The organism is Actinomadura sp. NEAU-AAG7 (assembly GCF_018603865.1).
In the GTDB taxonomy this organism is placed as follows: Bacteria; Actinomycetota; Actinomycetes; order Streptosporangiales; family Streptosporangiaceae; genus Spirillospora; species Spirillospora litoris.
In genome coordinates this window covers 444,579-462,579 of the sequence record NZ_JAHFZY010000005.1, presented here as the reverse complement: position 1 = coordinate 462,579, position 18,001 = coordinate 444,579, and the positions used below count along the sequence as shown (strand labels likewise).

General features: G+C 71.2%; 20 protein-coding genes. 13 read left to right on the top strand and 7 right to left on the bottom strand.

All coding sequences use genetic code 11. The features are described from left to right. The first annotated feature begins 18 nt into the window (after window positions 1–18). Complete coding sequence (locus tag KLI87_RS24850; RefSeq protein WP_214618900.1) at window positions 19–1,389, top strand: FAD-dependent oxidoreductase; 1,371 nt, start codon at window positions 19–21, stop codon at window positions 1,387–1,389. 51 nt (window positions 1,390–1,440) lie between these two features. Further along, a complete protein-coding gene (locus KLI87_RS24845) occupies window positions 1,441–1,806 on the top strand; it encodes a hypothetical protein (RefSeq protein ID WP_214618899.1) in 366 nt (121 codons plus the stop codon). Window positions 1,807–1,978: 172 nt separating this feature from the next. Here the strand turns inward: KLI87_RS24845 and dxs are convergent, their stop codons facing one another. Further along, complete coding sequence (gene dxs / locus KLI87_RS24840; protein ID WP_214618898.1) at window positions 1,979–3,895, bottom strand: 1-deoxy-D-xylulose-5-phosphate synthase; 1,917 nt, start codon at window positions 3,893–3,895, stop codon at window positions 1,979–1,981. 165 nt (window positions 3,896–4,060) lie between these two features. Between dxs and idi the strand changes: the two genes are divergently transcribed. The 5 genes from idi (at window position 4,061) to KLI87_RS24815 (ending at window position 8,472) form a co-directional block, all read left to right on the top strand. Next, window positions 4,061–4,654, top strand: a complete 594-nt coding sequence (gene idi / locus KLI87_RS24835; RefSeq protein ID WP_214618897.1) for an isopentenyl-diphosphate Delta-isomerase — start codon at window positions 4,061–4,063, stop codon at window positions 4,652–4,654. A 111-nt stretch (window positions 4,655–4,765) separates the two neighbouring features. Next, window positions 4,766–6,097, top strand: coding sequence for an ABC transporter substrate-binding protein (locus KLI87_RS24830; RefSeq protein ID WP_308166155.1), 1,332 nt, complete (start codon window positions 4,766–4,768; stop codon window positions 6,095–6,097). Continuing rightward, on the top strand, window positions 6,094–6,996 hold the full coding sequence (locus tag KLI87_RS24825) for a sugar ABC transporter permease (protein WP_308166154.1): 903 nt from the start codon (window positions 6,094–6,096) through the stop codon (window positions 6,994–6,996). The genes KLI87_RS24830 and KLI87_RS24825 overlap by 4 nt, the downstream gene beginning before the upstream one ends. Beyond that, the gene (locus tag KLI87_RS24820; protein WP_156215290.1) at window positions 6,993–7,832 is read left to right on the top strand and encodes a carbohydrate ABC transporter permease; all 840 of its coding nucleotides are present in this window, start codon (window positions 6,993–6,995) and stop codon (window positions 7,830–7,832) included. The genes KLI87_RS24825 and KLI87_RS24820 overlap by 4 nt, the downstream gene beginning before the upstream one ends. A gap of 181 nt (window positions 7,833–8,013) precedes the next feature. Then, a complete protein-coding gene (locus KLI87_RS24815) occupies window positions 8,014–8,472 on the top strand; it encodes a hypothetical protein (RefSeq protein ID WP_214618896.1) in 459 nt (152 codons plus the stop codon). 3 nt (window positions 8,473–8,475) lie between these two features. Here the strand turns inward: KLI87_RS24815 and mug are convergent, their stop codons facing one another. After that, window positions 8,476–9,027, bottom strand: a complete 552-nt coding sequence (gene mug / locus KLI87_RS24810) for a G/U mismatch-specific DNA glycosylase (RefSeq protein WP_214618895.1) — start codon at window positions 9,025–9,027, stop codon at window positions 8,476–8,478. A gap of 94 nt (window positions 9,028–9,121) precedes the next feature. Beyond that, window positions 9,122–9,841: a sulfite exporter TauE/SafE family protein gene (locus KLI87_RS24805; protein WP_214618894.1), complete on the bottom strand. Its 720-nt coding sequence runs from the start codon at window positions 9,839–9,841 to the stop codon at window positions 9,122–9,124. A 60-nt stretch (window positions 9,842–9,901) separates the two neighbouring features. Between KLI87_RS24805 and KLI87_RS24800 the strand changes: the two genes are divergently transcribed. Beyond that, window positions 9,902–10,522 (top strand): LysE family translocator, encoded by a 621-nt coding sequence (locus KLI87_RS24800; protein ID WP_214618893.1) that lies wholly within the window; start codon window positions 9,902–9,904, stop codon window positions 10,520–10,522. Here KLI87_RS24800 and KLI87_RS24795 read toward each other — a convergent pair. Then, window positions 10,519–11,106 (bottom strand): TetR/AcrR family transcriptional regulator, encoded by a 588-nt coding sequence (locus KLI87_RS24795; protein ID WP_156215285.1) that lies wholly within the window; start codon window positions 11,104–11,106, stop codon window positions 10,519–10,521. The two genes, KLI87_RS24800 and KLI87_RS24795, sit on opposite strands and share 4 nt — an antisense overlap. 84 nt (window positions 11,107–11,190) lie before the next feature. Here KLI87_RS24795 and KLI87_RS24790 point away from each other — a divergent pair, with 84 nt between their 5' ends. Then, window positions 11,191–11,910 carry an SDR family oxidoreductase gene (locus tag KLI87_RS24790; RefSeq protein WP_156215283.1) on the top strand — a complete coding sequence of 240 codons (720 nt, stop codon included), beginning with the start codon at window positions 11,191–11,193 and terminating at the stop codon, window positions 11,908–11,910. A 46-nt stretch (window positions 11,911–11,956) separates the two neighbouring features. On the opposite strand, the gene KLI87_RS24785 is transcribed toward KLI87_RS24790, so the two are convergent. The 3 genes from KLI87_RS24785 to KLI87_RS24775 all read right to left on the bottom strand — a co-directional run bounded on the left by KLI87_RS24785 (window position 11,957) and on the right by KLI87_RS24775 (window position 15,735). Beyond that, window positions 11,957–14,722, bottom strand: coding sequence for an aconitate hydratase (locus tag KLI87_RS24785; protein ID WP_308166153.1), 2,766 nt, complete (start codon window positions 14,720–14,722; stop codon window positions 11,957–11,959). A gap of 237 nt (window positions 14,723–14,959) precedes the next feature. Next, window positions 14,960–15,346 (bottom strand): hypothetical protein, encoded by a 387-nt coding sequence (locus KLI87_RS24780; protein WP_156215280.1) that lies wholly within the window; start codon window positions 15,344–15,346, stop codon window positions 14,960–14,962. After that, window positions 15,346–15,735, bottom strand: a complete 390-nt coding sequence (locus KLI87_RS24775) for an ATP-binding protein (protein ID WP_214618891.1) — start codon at window positions 15,733–15,735, stop codon at window positions 15,346–15,348. Before KLI87_RS24775 ends, KLI87_RS24780 begins: the two co-directional genes overlap by 1 nt. 120 nt (window positions 15,736–15,855) lie before the next feature. Between KLI87_RS24775 and KLI87_RS24770 the strand changes: the two genes are divergently transcribed. The 4 genes from KLI87_RS24770 to KLI87_RS24755 all read left to right on the top strand — a co-directional run bounded on the left by KLI87_RS24770 (window position 15,856) and on the right by KLI87_RS24755 (window position 17,991). After that, window positions 15,856–16,680 (top strand): helix-turn-helix transcriptional regulator, encoded by an 825-nt coding sequence (locus KLI87_RS24770; protein ID WP_214618890.1) that lies wholly within the window; start codon window positions 15,856–15,858, stop codon window positions 16,678–16,680. Next, a complete protein-coding gene (locus KLI87_RS24765; RefSeq protein ID WP_214618889.1) occupies window positions 16,661–16,843 on the top strand; it encodes a DUF397 domain-containing protein in 183 nt (60 codons plus the stop codon). The genes KLI87_RS24770 and KLI87_RS24765 overlap by 20 nt, the downstream gene beginning before the upstream one ends. Before the next feature lie 157 nt (window positions 16,844–17,000). Next, window positions 17,001–17,387, top strand: coding sequence for a peptidase inhibitor family I36 protein (locus KLI87_RS24760; RefSeq protein WP_214618888.1), 387 nt, complete (start codon window positions 17,001–17,003; stop codon window positions 17,385–17,387). Between the two features lie 28 nt (window positions 17,388–17,415). Beyond that, entirely contained in the window at window positions 17,416–17,991 is a 576-nt protein-coding gene (locus KLI87_RS24755; RefSeq protein WP_214618887.1) for a hypothetical protein, read from the top strand. Window positions 17,992–18,001 lie beyond the last annotated feature (10 nt).

Here is an 18,001-nt window from a genome sequence, read left to right as displayed (position 1 = left end):
TCGGTGCCGTGGGCGACAATGGCGGCCATGGCAGACCCAGTGCGCGTCGCCGTCGTCGGGTCCGGCCCCGCCGGACTCTACGCCGCCGAGGCCCTCGTGAAGCAGACCGCCGGCGCAGCGCGCGTCGACGTCCTGGACCGGCTGCCCACGCCCTACGGCCTGGTCCGCTACGGGGTCGCGCCCGACCACACCTCGATCAAGGCGATCGCCCGGTACCTCCAGAAGGTGCTGGAGGGCGAGGGGGTGCGGTTCTTCGGCTGCCTGGAGCTGGGCCGCGACCTCACCCGCGCCGACCTGCTCGGCTGCTACGACGCGGTGATCTACGCGACCGGCGCGATGGTCGACCGGCACATGGGCGTTCCGGGTGAGGACCTGCCCGGCAGCGTCGCCGCCACCGACTTCGTGAACTGGTACTGCGGCCACCCCGACGCCGCCGACCACGAGTTCGACCTGTCGGTGGAGGAGGTCGCGGTGATCGGCGTCGGCAACGTCGCGGTCGACGTCGTCCGGATCCTCGCCAAGACGGCCGAGGAGCTGCGCGCGACCGACGTGCCCGAGCAGGTCGTGGAGGCGCTGTCGCGCAGCCGCGTCCGCCGCGTCCACATGGTCGGGCGGCGCGGCCCCGCGCAGGCCAAGTTCACCACGAAGGAGGCCCGCGAGCTGGGCGAGCTGGACAACGCCGGCATCCACGTCCGCCCCGAGGACATGGCCCTCGACCCGGTGAGCGCCGAGCTCGCCGAGACCGACCGGCACGTCCGCGCGAACGTCAAGGTCCTGAACGGCTGGACGGGCGAGCCCGCCGCGCGGCCCCGCCGCATCGACGTCCGGTTCTGGCGGGCGCCGGTCGAGATCCTCGGCACCACCCGCGTGGAGGGGCTGCGCCTTGAGCGGACCCGCCTGAACGAGTCGGGCCGCGTGACCGGCACCGGCGAGTTCGAGACGCTCCCGGTCGGCATGGTGCTGCGCTCGGTCGGCTACCAGAGCGTCCCGCTGGAGGGCGTCCCGTTCGACGAGCGCGCCTACGTCGTCCCGAACGACGGCGGCCGGATCCTCGCGCCGGACGGCTCGCCCGTCCCCCGCGAGTACGTCGCGGGCTGGATCAAGCGCGGCCCGACCGGTGTCGTCGGCACCAACAAGTCCGACGCCGCCGAGACCGTCCGCCACCTGCTGGAGGACCTCCCCGCCGACCGGACGCCGCCCGACCGCACCCTGGAGGAGCTGCTGGAGTCGCGCGGGCTGGCCGCCGTCACCTACGCCGACTGGCTGGGCCTCGACGCCGCCGAGATCGCCCTCGCCCGCTCCCTCGGACGCGGCGAACGCGTGAAGCTGGCCCGCTGGGAGGACATGACGAAGGCGTGCCGCTCCACCGATGACGCGCGGATGGAATAAACCGCTCGCAGGGTAGTGACGGAAGCGTGACGGGGACGCTACCGTGCGCGTGTGACCGGCGGTCCCGAACTGTACGGGTTCCCCCCACCCGAGACGTTGCCCGATCTGCGGTGGCTGGGCCCGGATTATGTCTCCGTGCTGGTGTACGACCTGACGCAGGGGCTGCTGCGCCAGGATCCCCGCACGGTCGTGATGGGCGTGCGCTGCGAGGGCGACCCCGACCTGCGCCCCTCCGTCGACCCGGGGGGCGTCATCCGCGCGCACGACGCGTGCTTTCCGCTCCAGGTCTACGTGCAGGACGGCGCCGGACGCCCCTGGCGGCTGCGCGGCCGGTGGACCTACTCCGGCCGCGAGCTGGGGACGTCCGCCGCGTCCATCACCCACTTCTGGCACCTGCTGTCGGCCGAGGGGGTCTAGGCCGTGCCGCACGGCGACCTCGGCCGTCGCGGGCGTGTAGCGGACCGGTGGGGCGGGCGCCGGAGGCGAGGCCCCACCGGTCAGGCCGCGAAGCGCCACCGCGCCCGCCAAGGCACGGTCAAGGCATCAGCCGCCAGGCGAGCGCCTTGGGCCGGGACCCGATGAACCCGGCTCAGTCGGAGGTGGCGGGCTCGTGGGTCTCGGTCGAGGTGATCCGCGCGACGTACTCCGTCACGTCGCGGGCGAGGGCCTGCGGGGTCAGGCCGATGTCGGCCAGGATCTCGCCGCGCCCGGCGTGGTCGAGGAACTCCTGCGGGATGCCGAAGGTGCGGACCGGGGTGTCGACCTCGGCGTCGCGCAGCATGCGGGCGACGGCGTCGCCGACCGCGCCGGTGCGGCCGTTGTCCTCGGCGACGGCGACGAGCGCGTGGTCGCGGGCGAGGCCGGGCAGCGCCGCGTCCAGCGGCTTGACCCAGCGGGGGTCGACGACGGTGACCCCGATGCCCTGGGCGGCGATGAGCCCGGCCGCCTCGACGGCGGGCCCGGCCATCGACCCGGCCGCCACCAGCAGGACGCGGGTGCCGTTGGAGCCGTCGTGGCGGGCGATGACGTCCATGTCACCGGCCTTGCCGATCGCCTCGATGTCGGCGGCGGCGGGCCCCTTCGGGTAGCGGATCGCGGTCGGGCCGTCGGAGACGGCGACGCACTCGCGGAGCAGTTCGCGCAGCCGGGCGCCGTCGCGCGGCACGGCGACGCGCAGGCCCGGGACGAGCTGGAGGATCGACAGGTCCCACATGCCGTTGTGGCTGGCGCCGTCGTTGCCGGTGACGCCGGACCGGTCGAGCGCGAACGTGACGGGCTGGCGGTGCAGCGCGGTGTCCATCAGGACCTGGTCGAACGCGCGGTTGAGGAAGGTGGAGTAGAGCGCGACGACCGGGTGCATGCCGCCCATGGCGAGGCCGGTCGCGGAGGTGACCGCGTGCTGCTCGGCGATCCCCACGTCGTAGACGCGGTCGGGGAAGGCGTCGGCGAACGGGGCGAGCCCGACCGGGTGCAGCATCGCGGCGGTAATGGCGACCACGTCGCGGCGCTCGCGGCCGATCGCGACCATCTCGTCGCTGAAGTGCTTCGTCCACGCCGGTGCGCCCTTCTTGGCGGGGAACGCGCCGGTGGCGGGGTCGAACGCGCCGGGACCGTGCATGCAGTCCTCGGTGTCGTTCTCGGCGGGCGCGTAGCCGCGGCCCTTGGTGGTGATGCAGTGCACGATGACGGGGCGGCCGAACCCGTGGGCGCGGCGCAGGGCACGTTCCACCGCGTCGGTGTCGTGGCCGTCGATCGGCCCGACGTACTTCATGCCGAGGTCCTCGAACATCGCCTGCGGCTGGAGGACGTCCTTGATGCCCTTCTTGATGCCGTGCAGCGCCTCGTAGGCGACGGTGCCGACGACCGGGGCGCGCGGCACCGTCTTCTTGATGAGGTCGAGCGCGTGCTCGTAGCCCTGGGTGACGCGCAGGTCGGCGAGGTGGCCGGCGAGCCCGCCGATCGTCGGCGAGTAGGAGCGGCCGTTGTCGTTGACGACGATGATGACCGGGCGGTCGACGCCCGCCGCGATGTTGTTCAGCGCCTCCCAGCACATGCCGCCGGTGAGCGCGCCGTCGCCGACGACCGCGACCACGGCGCGGTCGTCCTCGCCGCGGAGCTGGAACGCCTTGGCCAGCCCGTCGGCGTAGGACAGGGCGGTGGAGGCGTGCGAGTTCTCGATGATGTCGTGCTCGGACTCGGCGCGGCTCGGGTAGCCCGACAGGCCGCCGCGCTGGCGCAGCAGGCCGAAGTCGCGCCGCCCGGTGAGGATCTTGTGGACGTAGGCCTGGTGGCCGGTGTCGAACAGGATCTTGTCGCGCGGCGAGTCGAAGACGCGGTGCAGCGCGATCGTCAGCTCCACCGCGCCGAGGTTCGGACCGATGTGCCCGCCGGTCTTGGAGACCGCGTCGACGAGGAAGTCACGTATCTCCCCGGCGAGACGGGGCAGCTGCCCGGCGTCCAGTCGCTTGAGGTCGTCGGGACCCGTGATCGACTCCAGCAGGCTCACGCGTGTCAACTCCTCCGTCGGGGGCGTCGCTCCCCGCTCCCGGGGCTCCCCTGGTCTCGGGCCGTTCCGAGTTTAATCCCGGTTCGCCCGCGACGCGCCGGACCCCGCCCCTCCCCGGGCGGGAAACGGGTGACCGACGTGGCGCCCATGGGGTAGGAAATGAGCATGGGCGTCGAAGAGATCGTGCTGCTCAACGCGGCTGACGAAGCCGTCGGTACCGCTCCGAAAGCGGAGAGCCACCACCGGGAGACCCCGTATCACCTGGCCTTTTCCTGTTATGTCGTGGATACGGACGGTCGCGTGCTGATCACTCAGCGGGCGCTGGCGAAGCGGACCTTCCCCGGGGTGTGGACGGGGAGCTGCTGCGGGCACCCCGGTCCGGGCGAGGGCCTGCGCGGCGCGGTGGTCCGGCGATTGCAGGACGAACTGGGCATCCCGGACGAGTCGCTGGCCGTCATGGCCCTGTCCCCCGTCCTGCCCGCGTTCCAGTACCGCGCCGTCGCCGAGGACGGGACGGTCGAGCACGAGCGCTGCCCGGTCGTGCGCGCGACGGTGCCGGCCGGGACGCCGGTCACGGCCAACCCCGCCGAGGTCGAGGAGGCCGCGTGGTGGACCTGGCGCGAGTGCCTGGACCTGGCCGGGCGCCCCGAGTCCTCGCCCTGGTACCGGCTCCAGCTCGCCGAGCTGGCCCCGCTGGGCCCCCCGCTCGACTGGCCCGACGCGGGCACCACCGGCCTGCCCCCGGCGCTCCCGTGGTGACCCGGATGGCCGGATAACCGCGAGATCACTTTTCGATACGCGGTGTTGACCCGCCGCCCGTCCGCCCGGACGCTGTGTTTGTTTTCCGGGGCAACGAAAGGACGGGCGACGATGCGACGACAGGCTTCCCCCCGCTCTTCCGGGAGGCGCCGCCCCTCCGGCGGGCGCCTCATGGCCGTCGCCGCGGTGGCGGTGACCGGCGCGCTCGCGGCGGCGGGCTGCGGCGGCGGCTCGACGGGCTCCAACGACACCTCCGAGGTCGAGGTCTTCTCGTGGTGGACCGGGGCGGGCGAGGCCGACGGGCTCGCCGCGATGAAGGCCGACTTCGAGAAGCGCAACCCCGGCACGAAGTTCACCAACGCGGCGATAGCCGGCGGGTCGGGCACCCAGGCACAGGCGGTGCTGGCCAGCCGCCTCCAGAACCGCAAGCCGCCGGACTCCTTCCAGGGCCACGCGGGCGCCGAACTGCTCGACTACATCAAGGCCGGGCAGATCGAGCCGCTCGACTCCTTCTACGACGAGAACCGTCTGAAGGCCGCCTACCCGGAGCAACTCCTCCAGCAGATCACCTACCAGGGCAGGATCTACTCGGTGCCGGTGAACATCCACCGCTCGAACGTGCTCTGGTACAACCCGGGCGTCCTGAAGGACGCCGGGATCTCCGCCCCGCCGAAGTCGATCGCCGAGTTCATCGCCGACCTGAAGGCGGTCAAGGCGAAGACGAAGAAGGTGCCGCTGTCGCTCGGCGCGCAGTGGACGGCCGACCACCTGCTGGAGAACGTCCTGCTCGGCGACCTCGGCACCGACGCCTACAACGCGCTGTGGAAGCCGGGCGCCGACTGGGGCACCCCGGCCGTCGGCAAGGCCCTCGGCGACTTCGGCGAGATCATGGGGTACACGACGCAGGAGGCCGCGTCCACCGACTGGCAGGGCGCGGCGAAGGCGGTCGTGGACGGCCGCGCCGCCTTCAACATCATGGGCGACTGGGCCTACGGGTACTTCACCGGGAACGCCCCGAACGGCCTCGGCAAGAAACTCGACACCGATTTCAAATACGCACCGTCCCCGGGTACCGACGGTACGTACATGTGGTTGTCGGACTCCTTCACCCTTCCCCGCAACGCCCCGCACCGCGGCGGCGCGATCGCGTGGCTGAAGGAGGCGTCCAGCAAGGAGGGGCAGGACCTCTTCAACCCGAAGAAGGGCTCGATCCCCGCGCGCAAGGACGCCGACAGGACGCTCTACAAGGGCTACCTCGAATACGCGTTCAACGAATGGAACAAGCCCGGCGTCAAGCTGGCGGGCTCGTTCTGGCACGGCGTGAACGCGAGCAAGAAGCAGCACACCGACATCGACACCGCGGTGGGCCTGTTCCTACAGAACAAGGACGTCGCGAAACTCCAGGCCGGGCTGGTGAGCGCGGCGAAGAACAGCGGCCAGTGACGCGCCGGGTGCCGCGCCGGGTCCGGAACTGGCTGCCCGGCCTGCTGCTGGTCTCGCCGTCCATCCTGGCGGTCGGCCTGTTCGTGTACGGGCTGATCTTCTGGAACACGCGGGAGGCGGTGAGCGGGAGGCACGACGAGATCTCGCCCTACCGGTTCGACAAGGGCAGGAACTTCGTGGACCTGTGGGACCAGCCGAGCTGGCCCGGCGCGGTGAAGCACGCGCTGCTGTTCACGGCCGTGTTCGTCGCCGGCGCGCTGCTGCTCGGCGCGTTCCTGGCGTTCCTGATGGACAAGGGCATCCGCGGCGAGGCGTCGTTCCGGGTCGTCTACCTGTTCCCGATGGCGGTCTCGTTCATCGCCAGCGGCGTGGTGTGGCGCTGGCTGATGAACCCGGCGCCGCCCGAGCGCGCCGTCGGGCTGAACCAGCTGTTCGGCGAGCTGCACCTCGGAGCGCTCGCGAACGGCTGGTGGCAGGACCCGGACTGGGGCATGGCCGCGATGGCGCTCCCAGCGATCTGGCAGATGTCCGGATATGTCATGGCGTTGTATCTGGCCGGGTTCCGCGGCGTCCCGGAGGAGCTGCGCGAGGCCGCCCGGGTGGACGGCGCGTCCGAGTGGAAGGTGTACCGCCACGTGGTGTTCCCGCAGCTCCGGCCGGTGACCCTGTCCGCACTGATCATCCTCGGGCACATCTCGCTGAAGGTGTTCGACCTGGTCATGGCGATCGCGGGCAAGCAGATCATCACCTACGTCCCGGCGATCGCGACGTACGTGGAGGTGTTCGACCGGCACGACCCCGCCAACGGCGCCACCATCGCCACCTACCTGCTGCTCGCGGTGGCCCTGCTGGTGATCCCCTACCTGGTGTGGTCGGTGCGCGCGGAGCGGACCCGATGACCGCGCCCGCCGCCTCCGCCAGGACGCTGCGGATCCTCCGGCCCGCGATCCTGCTGCTGTTCGTCGTGCTGTTCCTGATGCCGGTGTACGTCCTGGTCGTCACGAGCTTCAAGCCGCTGGACGAGGCGGACCCCGGCAGCGCGTGGAACCTGCCCGGCCACTGGAGCGTGTCGGGCTGGCGCTCGGCGTGGGAGACGCTGCGCCCCGGGCTGGAGAACAGCGTCAAGATCGCGGTCTCCGGCTCGCTGATCTCGGCGGTGCTCGGCTCGCTGAACGGCTACGTCCTGTCCAAGTGGCGCTTCCCCGGCGCGGACGCGGTGTTCGCGCTGTTCCTGTTCGGGATGTTCATCCCCTACCAGGCCATCATGATCCCGCTCGCGGGCCTGCTCACCGACCTGGAGCTGGTCGGCACGATCCGCGGGCTCGTCCTCGCCCACGTCGTCTACGGCATCCCGATCTGCACGCTGATCTTCCGCAACTACTACGTCACGATCCCCGACCAGCTCATCGAGGCCGCCCGGGTGGACGGCGCCGGGATGCTCCGCACGTACTGGTCGATCGTCCTGCCCGTGTCCGCCCCCGCGTTCGCGGTGACGATCATCTGGCAGTTCACCTCGATGTGGAACGACTTCCTGTTCGCGGTGTTCCTCGGCGCCCCCGACAGCTGGCCGGTCACCGTCATGCTGAACAACACCGCGGGTTCGGGCGCCGTCGCCGTCCAGTACAACCAGCAGATGGCCGCGGCCCTTCTCGCCTCGCTCCCGACACTTCTCGTCTACCTCCTCCTGGGACGCTTCTTCATGCGCGGTCTCATGGCGGGCGCGCTGAAGGGCTGACGTCACATGAATCCCGGCACCCACGGTGATCGCGTCAACCCCGTGAGAATTTCGCGCGTCCCATATCTGATCAATGTCGATACACACTCGCCCGCTCCGTTGGCATATTCGCCGGGATGCGCCTACTCTCACGGCATCGTCCCGCGCCACCGGAGGCAGGTCGAGCACTGGAGGTGACCGCGTGCAGGCGATCAGTGTTCAGCAACCCTGGGCGTTCGCGATCGCGCGAGGCGGCAAGACCGTCTCGAACCAGGGCCTGCCGACCGCCTACCGCGGGCCGCTGCTGGTGCACGCCTCGATGCGCGTCGACCTGAAGGCGTGCGACTCGCCGCTCATCCAGGCGGCCGGCTGGGACCCGCGCGACCCGCTGGCCACGATCGGCGCCGTCATCGCGGTCGCCGACCTCGCGCACGTCTGCTCGGCGGGCGCGCCCGGCGGCCCCTGCGACTGCGGCCCCTGGTCCGAGCGCGGCGCGCACCACTACCACCTGGCGAACGTCCGCGCGCTGCCGCGCCCGATCGTCGCGCTCGGCCGCCCCGGGGTCTGGGAACCGAAACCCGGCCTCGTCACCGAGGTGAACGCGATGTTCGCCGCCGCGACCGCCGCGAAGGCGACGGCGGCGGCGAACCAGCCGTCCTGACGCTCACGCCTCGGCCGCCTCGCGCAACCGCGCGAACTCCCCGGCCATCCGCTCCAGCGTCCAGTGCGCGTTGAGCCCGCTCGGGTTGGGCAGCACCCACAGCCGCGCGGGCCCGAACGCCTCGTCCTGCGGCCCGATCGCGGTGCGGGGCCGGGCGAACGCCGTCCGGTAGGCGGTCACCCCGGCGACCGCGAGATACCTCGGCCGGTGCCGCTCGACGAGTTCGGTGAGCCGCCGCCCGCCCTCCCGCAGTTCCTCGCCGGTCAGCTCGTCCGCGCGGGCGGTCGTGCGGTGCGCGAGGTTCGTGATGCCGAGCCCGAAGCCGGGCAGCAGGTGCTGCTCGGACGGGCTCAGCAGCCGGTCGGTGAACCCCGACCGGTGCAGCGCGGGCCAGAACCGGTTCCCCGGCCGCGCGAAGTGGTGCCCGGTCGCCCCCGAGTAGAGCCCCGGGTTGATCCCGCAGAACAGCACCCGGAACACCTCACCCACCGGCGGCAGGACGTCCGGAATGACCCGATCCCGAGCAGCCTCAAGCTCGGCTTTGGTAGGACGCACCGCCCCACCCTACGAGCCCGCGCACACCCCCGAGCCTCCGAAACGACAAACCGACCCATTCGGCCCGCAGGTGTTCGCCGAGTTCTGAGCCGGGTCACAGGAGGCTTCGGGTTATCAGGGTCAAAGCGGACGCGGCGACGACGGCCAGCAGCGCTGCGCGCATGCGGGGGCCCGTGAGGTGGCGGCGGAGCGGGCCGGCGGCCAGGAAGCCCGCGAGGACGAACGGGGTGAGCGCCAGCCCGGCGGTGATCTGCGAGGTCGGGAGGCGTCCGGCGGCCGCGAGCATGACCAGCGACAGCAGCGCGCCGAGGGTGAAGAAGGCCGCGAGCGTCGCGCGGACGCGGGGTCCGCTCTCGCGCTGGTAGAGCAGCGCGATCGGGGGGCCGCTGATCGCGGTGGCGGTGCCGGTGGCGCCGCCGATCATCCCGGCGGTGGTGAGCGTGGCGGGGTTGCGCGGGACCTCGGCCGACCAGGTGGTGGCGCCGAGCGCGGCGAGGACGAGGCCGCCGATCACGACGCCGAGGACGCGGGCGGGGACGGCGGCGACCATCAGCACGCCGAGCGGTGTCCCGGCGAGGCGTCCGCCGCAGGCCCAGCCGAGTCCGCGCAGGTCGGCGTGCCGGATCTCGCGGGAGAGGGTCGCGAGCGGCATGATCGCGGCGACGACGAGGATCGAGCCGGGCATGGCGGCGGGGAACAGCATCGTCACGACGGGCGTCGCGACCAGCCCGACGCCGAGGCCGACGCTGCCCTGGACGATGGCGCCGAGCAGGGCGGCGAACCCGGCGACGAGGACGAAGTCGAGGTGCGGCACCGCCCGGACGCTACCGGCCGATTCGGACGGACTCACCTGGATTTTTGGCAAGATGTCCGCATGCTTGCCGCCTGTCTCGCCTTCGCGCTGGTCGCCGGGTTGATCACGATCACCCCCGGTCTGGACACGATGCTCGTCGTGCGCACCACCGTCGCCGGCGGGCGCCGGAGGGGCCTGCTCACGGCGGCGGGGGTCGCGTCCGGGTGCCTGGCGTGGGCGATGGCGAGCGCGGCGGGGCTGACCGCGCTGCTCGCCGCGTCCCGCATCGCGTTCGACGTGCTGCGCGTCGCGGGCGCCTGCTACCTGCTGTGGCTCGGCGCGCAGACGCTCTGGCGGACGCGCCGCAAGGCCGAGAGCACCGAGGACGCCCCCGGCGCGCCGCTCACCGGTCTCGCCGCGTGGCGCAGCGGGTTCGTCACGAACGCTCTGAACCCGAAGGTCGGCGTGTTCTACATGAGCCTGCTGCCGCAGTTCTATCCGCGCGGCGCGCCGGTGTTCGGGACGAGCGCGCTGTTCGCGGCGATCCACGTCGTCGAGACGCTGCTGTGGCTGGCGCTCGTGGTGGGCGCCGCCGGTGCCGCGCGGCGGGCGCTGTCGCGTCCGGCGGTGCGGCGGCGCCTCCAGCAGGTGACCGGGATCGCCTTCATCGGCTTCGGCCTGCGCCTGGCCGCCGAGCGCTAGCCGGCCTGCGCGGAGAGGGCGCGCGCCAGTTCGGCGGCCTGCGCGTCGTCCAGCGGGGCGTGCCCGGTGAGGATCCGGTACCACAGGACGCCGTACGCCTGGTCGACCATGAGGTCGAGGTCGGAGCCGGCCGAGACCTCGCCGCGCTCGCGGCCCCGTTCGAGGATCCCGCGCAGGACGCGGCGCCGCGTCTCGATGAGCGCGCGCATCTGCTCGCGGGCGTGCGGGTCGCGCTGCGCCTCGGCCATCGAGTGCCGCAGGACGGTGGCGGTGAGCCGCTCCCCCGCCGCGCGGAACGTCGCGGTGAGGAACGCCTCCAGGTCGCCGCGCAGGGTGCCGGTGTCGGGCACCGGGATCGCGGTCCCGGCGTGCTCGGCCATCGCCTCCAGCAGCACCGCCCCCTTGGACGGCCACCAGCGGTAGATCGTCTGCTTGCCCACCCCGGCGGCGGCGGCGATGGTGTCGATCGTCACGGGCGTGTCGCCGGGGCGTCCGAGCAGGTCGACGGCCACGTCGAGGATCGCGCGGCGCGCGGCCTCGTTGCGGCGCCGCCCGGTGTGCGGACGGCGGGCCTCCCCGGTCATGGCCGCCACCCTACAAGGTTTGACGAGACCGTGAGTCTCGATGAATACTTGTCGAGACGATTGGTCTCGATAAAGGGAGCGGACATGGCACAGCGGGTTCTGGTGTGCGGCGGAGGCTCGGGCATCGGCGCGGCCACGGCGGCCCTGTTCGCCGGACGCGGCGCCGACGTGGTGATCACCGGTCGGAACGAGGAGCGCCTCGCCAAGACCGCCGCGAACATCGACGGGAACGTGACAGGCCGCCGGATGGACGCCGCGTCCGGCGAGCAGGTCGCGGCGTTCTTCGCCGCCGGTGCGACCTACGACCACCTGGTGCTGGCGCTCAGCGGCGGTTCGGGCGCGGGCCCCTTCGCCACGCTGGACCTCGACGAGCTGCGCGACGGCTTCGAGGGCAAGTTCTGGCCGCACCTGCGGCTGTTGCAGGCGGCGCTGCCGCACCTCGCCGAGGACGGTTCGGTCACGCTGCTCACGGCCTCCTCGGCGCGCGCCGCGCTGCCCGGGACCTCCGGCCTCGCCGCGATCAACGGCGCGCTGGAGGCGGTGGTCCGGCCGCTGGCGGCCGAGCTGGCGCCCCGGCGGGTGAACGCGGTCTCCCCCGGCGTCATCGAGACGCCCTGGTGGGACGCGCTTCCTGAGGCGCGGCGCGCGGCGGTGTTCGCCGAGCACGCGGCGGCGCTGCCGGTCGGACGCGTGGGCCGGCCCGAGGAGGTCGCCGAGGCGGTGGTCCTGGCAGCGACCAACGGCTTCATCACCGGCCAGGTCATCGAGTGCAACGGCGGCCTGACGCTCCCGACCGGCCGCTGACGCGAACGGGCCGCCCCTTCAAGGGGCGGCCCGTCAGTGCTCACGCCTACTTGCGCAGCAGGTTCCGCAGCACGTACTGCATGATGCCGCCGTTGCGGTAGTAGTCCGCCTCACCCGGGGTGTCGATCCGGACGACGGCCGTGAACTCCCTGCCGTCGGCCTTCACCGTCACCTCGTCCGGCACGCCGCCCTCGTTCAGGGCGGTGACGCCGGTGATGTCGAAGGTCTCGGTGCCGGTCAGGCCGTGCGAGGCCGCCGACTCGCCGTCCTTGAACTGGAGCGGCAGCACGCCCATCCCGATCAGGTTCGAGCGGTGGATGCGCTCGTAGGACTCGGCGATGACGGCGCGGACGCCCAGCAGCGCGGTGCCCTTGGCGGCCCAGTCGCGCGACGAGCCCGACCCGTACTCCTTGCCCGCGATCACGACGAGCGGCGTGCCCTGCGCGGCGTAGTTCTGCGCGGCGTCGTAGATGTAGGACTGCGGCGCGCCCTCCCGCGTGAAGTCGCGGGTGAAGCCGCCCTCGACGTCGTCCAGCAGCTGGTTGCGCAGCCGGATGTTGGCGAACGTCCCGCGGATCATCACCTCGTGGTTGCCGCGCCGGGAGCCGTAGGAGTTGAAGTCCCTGACCTCGACGCCGTGCTCCTGGAGGTACTGCGCGGCGGGCGTGCCGACCTTGATCGACCCGGCCGGCGAGATGTGGTCGGTCGTGACCGAGTCGCCGAGCCGCGCGAGGACGCGGGCGCCGTGGATGTCGGTGACCGGCTCCGGCTCGGCGCCCATCCCGTCGAAGTAGGGGGCCTTGCGGACATAGGTGGACGAGGCGTCCCACTCGAACAGGTCGCCGGTCGGGATGTCCAGGCCGCGCCAGCGCTCGTCGCCCTTGAAGACGTCCGCGTAGTCCTTGACGAACATCTCCTGGCCGATCGACGACTCGACGATCGAGGCGACCTCCTCCGGCTCGGGCCAGATGTCGCGCAGGTGGACCGGGCCGTCGGTGCCGTCGGCGATCGGGTCGTTGAGGATGTCGATGTCCATCGTCCCGGCCAGCGCGTAGGCGATGACCAGCGGCGGCGAGGCGAGGTAGTTCATCTTCACGTCGGGGCTGATGCGGCCCTCGAAGTTGCGGTTGCCCGACAGGACGGCGGTGACCGCCAGGTCGTTGTCGTTGACGGCCTTGGAGATCTCCGGCTGGAGCGGGCCGGTGTTGCCGATGCAGGTGGTGCACCCGTACCCGACCAGGTTGAAGCCGATCTTGTCGAGGTAGGGGGTGAGCCCGGCGCGCTCGTAGTAGTCGGTGACGACCTGCGAGCCCGGCGCGAGCGAGGTCTTCACCCACGGCTTGCGGGTCAGGCCCTTCTCGACGGCGTTCTTGGCCAGCAGCGCCGCGCCGATCATCACGTACGGGTTGGAGGTGTTGGTGCAGGACGTGATCGCCGCGACCGCGACGTGCCCGTGGTCCAGCTCGAACCGCGTCCCGTCCTCCAGCGTGACCGGCACGCGCCGGTGCGGGCGGCTCGAACCGTCCGGGTCGACCTCGCGCGGCTTGTCGCCGTTGCCGCTGTGGCTGATCGCCGGGGAGTCGGACGCGGGGAAGCTCTCGTCGGACGCCTCGTCCGCCGGGCCGCGCACGCTGGTGACGTAGTTCTGCACGTCCCGGCGCCAGGTGTCCTTGGCGGCCGACAGCGAGATGCGGTCCTGCGGGCGCTTCGGGCCCGCCAGCGACGGGACGACGGTCCCGAGGTCCAGCTCCAGGTACTCGGAGAACTCGGGCTCGACCGAGGGGTCGAGCCACATGCCCTGCTCCTTGGCGTACGCCTCGACCAGCGCGATCTGCTCGTCCGAGCGGCCGGTGAGGCGCAGGTACTTCAGCGTCTCGTCGTCGATCGGGAAGATCGCGCAGGTGGAGCCGAACTCGGGGCTCATGTTGCCGATCGTCGCGCGGTTGGCCAGCGGCAGCGCCTGCACGCCCTCGCCGTAGAACTCGACGAACTTGCCGACCACGCCGTGCTTGCGCAGCATCTCGGTGATCGTCAGCACCAGGTCGGTCGCCGTCGTGCCCGCCGGGAGCTCGCCGGTCAGCTTGAAGCCGACGACGCGCGGGATGAGCATCGAGATCGGCTGGCCGAGCATCGCGGCCTCGGCCTCGATGCCGCCGACGCCCCAGCCGAGCACGCCGATGCCGTTCTCCATCGTCGTGTGCGAGTCGGTGCCGACGCAGGTGTCGGGATAGGCGACGCCGTCGCGGTCGAACACCACGCGCGCCAGGTGCTCGATGTTCACCTGGTGCACGATGCCCGTCCCCGGCGGGACGACCTTGAACTCGTCGAACGCCGTCTGCCCCCAGCGCAGGAACTGGTAGCGCTCGCGGTTGCGCTCGTACTCGACCTGGACGTTGCGCTCGAACGCGTCCGGGGAGCCGAAGTAGTCGACGATGACCGAGTGGTCGATGACCATCTCGGCGGGCGCCAGGGGGTTGATCCGCGTCGCGTCACCGCCGAGGTCCCGGACGGCCTCGCGCATCGTCGCGAGGTCGACCACGCACGGCACACCGGTGAAGTCCTGCATGATCACGCGGGCGGGCGTGAACTGGATCTCCTTGCTCGGCTGCGCCTTGGAGTCCCACCCGGCCAGCGCGCGGATGTGGTCGGCGGTGACGTTCGCGCCGTCCTCGGTGCGCAGCAGGTTCTCCAAGAGGACCTTGAGGCTGTACGGGAGGCGGGCCGAACCCTCGACCGCGTCCAGCCGGTAGATGTCGTACGACTTGCCGCCCACCTGCAGCTTGTTCAGGCTGCCGAAGCTGTTCGCGGACACGGACTCCTCCTCCGTCTTCGCCGCGCGCTCGGTCCGAAACATGGCTGCGCGGCGCTGCTCAACTCGATTCTCATGGCCGTCCCCGCGCGCTCACTCGGCGGCGAGACGGATGCTCATCTCTCCTGATCCTGCCCTAATCAGGCGCCGGGCCGAGAATCAGGTCCCCCTAACTTCGACAGGATTTCTCTTGATGTCAAGGTACCTCCAATTTATCTCGACATCAAACTACCTGTTCGGTCACCGCCGCGCCTCGGCCCGCCGGAGCGCCATCCGCTCCCGCAGGAACCACTCGACCATCCGCGCCATCTCCCCGCCGTCGCCGCCGCAGTGGCAGAGGAACCCACCGCGCCCGCGCGGCGCCTCGCACACGCCCCACCGCCCGCCCGGCACGGCCAGGACCGACAGCATCGTCGGCACCCCGTCGTCGTCGTACACCCGCAGCAGCGGCGTCCGGACGACGATCACCACCGGACGGTACGTCCGCGCGCACCTCCACCCGCGCGCCTCCAGCGCGTCCGCGAGCATGTCCAGATACCGGATCGCGGTCTCGCGCTGCCCGTCGGTACGCCACCTCAGCCAGGCCCGGCGCACCCGCGACGTCCAGTGCCTCCACCGTGCCCGCATCAGTAGAGCGCGGCCCATATGATCTTGCCTCCCTCGTTCAGCGGCCGGACGCCCCACGCCCGCACCGTCGCCGCCAGCAGCACCAACCCGCGCCCCGCCTCCGCTCCGCGGTCCTCGGACCGCACGACCGGGCGCCCCTCACCGCCGTCCCACACCTCGATCACCGGATGGCCCTTCCGCTCGTCCCGGTACACCCGGACGACGATGGGCCCCGCCCCGTGCAGCAGGCCGTTGGTCACCAGCTCGGACACCACCAGCCGCCCCACGTGGTCGTCCGCGATCCCCCACCCCGCGAACCGCGCCCCGACGAACCGCCGCGCGATCCCGGGCGCCCGTTCGGTCGGCTCAAGAACAAGCGTCGGAATCTCCGGAGCGAACGATGCGGCCATGACACGACCTCGGGTGAGAGGGAATGTGAGTGAATCAACACACAGAGTCACCGAGTAGGGCTACCTTGACGTGAGTACGCAGCGCACTCGGAACAACACGAGAAGCGAGGGCCCCCGCCCATGGCAACGAACCCATCCCCCGACCCCAAGGACGGCATGTGGGCGTTCATCGCCTACTACTTGCGTTTCTGCCGCACCCAGCGAGGGCTGTCCGGCGAGGCCGTAGGCCGCGTCATCAACGCGAGCAAGGCCACGGTCTCCCGCATCGAGAACGGCATCGAGCGCCTGGACGCCAAACGCGCCGCCACCCTGGACCGGGCGTGGGAGACGGGCGGGGTGTTCTCCCTGCTGGTCTGGTACGCCAGCATCGGACACGATCCGCAGTGGCTCGCCCAGTACAAGACGTTCGAGCAGCGCGCACGCATCATCCGGATCTTCGAGCCGCTCCTGATCACCGGTCTCCTCCAGACCGAGGACTACGCGCGGGCCCTGCTGACCGGCGGCGGCGTGTCCGATCCGGAGCCGGACGTCGCCGAGCGAATAGAACGGCAGAGTGTCCTCGACCGAGCGTTCGTCATGGTGCTACTGAGCGAGGCCACATTGCGCTGGCCGGTCGGAAGCCCGCGCATCATGCGAGAGCAACTCGCGCACATCCTCCAAGTGGCGGAGCGTCCGAACATCGTCGTCCACATCGTCCCGCAGACCTTCGACACCGGCGCGTATCCCGGCCTGGACGGTGGCGTCAAGCTCGTCACCGGCGACGATTTCGGAGAGGTGGCTTATACCGAGTCGCTCGGCGGCGGGCCGCTTATATCGTCTCCCACGGAGGTCGCGGAGTACGCGATCCTGTTCGCGCGGATCGGTGCGAAGGCCCTCCCCGAACACCGATCCAGAGCCCTGATCACGAAGGCTATGGAGGCGTTCAGTGGCGACGACGTGGCGTAAGAGCAGTCACAGCGGGACTCAGTCCGGAAGCGAGTGCGTAGAAGTCCGCCGCTTCCCCCGGACAGTCGCCTTCCGGGACAGCAAGGACCCTGAAGGGCCCAAACTGCTGGTCAGCCGGGATGCCTTCGCAGCACTGGTGGCCGAACTCAAGCAGAACGCATGACCCAGGATCCGGACGGACCGAAGCGGGAGGTCGAGCGCGACAGATTCGCCGCTCCGGTGGCTGAACTGAAGCGTTAAAGGTTGGGTGCGGTGTCCGGTTTCGGCAACCTCCGTCCAAGTTATGGACGGTGTCGGACCCCGCCGTGACTGTGTGGGGCATGAGATTCCAGAGAAGAAGCCCCTCCACGGTGCGTGTGCTGGGCCGTGTCTCACTGGCCGTGTCGGCGGCGTCGGTGGCCGTGCTGCCGACGTCCTTCGCCTCGGCCTCGACGTCCGCCGGGATCGGCGATTGTCCTCTGACCCGGTTGTGCGGCTGGTCGGAGCCGAATTTCCAGGGGCAGATGGTGACCTTCCGCGGGGGCGGCGGATGCCAGGAGTCACCGATCCCGCTCCGGTCGGTCGCCAACACCCACAGGAGCGCCATCGACGTCGTCCTGGCCGTGTACTCAGGCGAGGAATGTCGCAAGTACCTCGGCACGGTCGGACGCGAACAGGAACTACCGACCCTGCCCGCCGTGGGCGTCAGTGTGTTCTCGGCGTGGTGAGCCGTGACCCGTCAGCGAGGTGGGCGGTATGGCACGGCGAATCCTGATCGGCACCTGCTGCCTCGCGCTCACCGCGCTGACCTGCGGATGCTCGGATTCGGACGGGACGGCATCACCGACGCCACCGACGGCGTCCGCGCCGGGAAAAACGAAACCGGCCGCCACCGACCTGAACGTCTGGGCCATCAAGTTCTGCCTGGCCGTCCGCACACTCGGTAACGTCTACGTCATCGACCCGCCCCTCGACCCCGACGCGGCCGACAAGGCGAAACTGCGGAAGCTCTTCCGCTCGTCCCGCGACGCACTCGACACCGCCACGAAGACCGTCGCGCAGATCGGCCCGACCGGCGTGTCCGACGCCGACCGGCTCACGAACCAACTACGCCAGTCCCTGAACACCACGGGCCCGCGCCTGGCCGCGGAACTCGACGCGGGCAGCAAAACGGCGAACAACACCGTGGACAAGGCAAACAGGCTCCTCGGCACCATCCACCCGAACTCCAACGACCTCTTCGACGCCGCCCAGACGAAGTCCGAGATCGGCCCGGTGGTCAAGACCACCATGGGCTGCCCCACCCAGATCATCCCGCTCCCCACCGACTGACCCGCGGCGG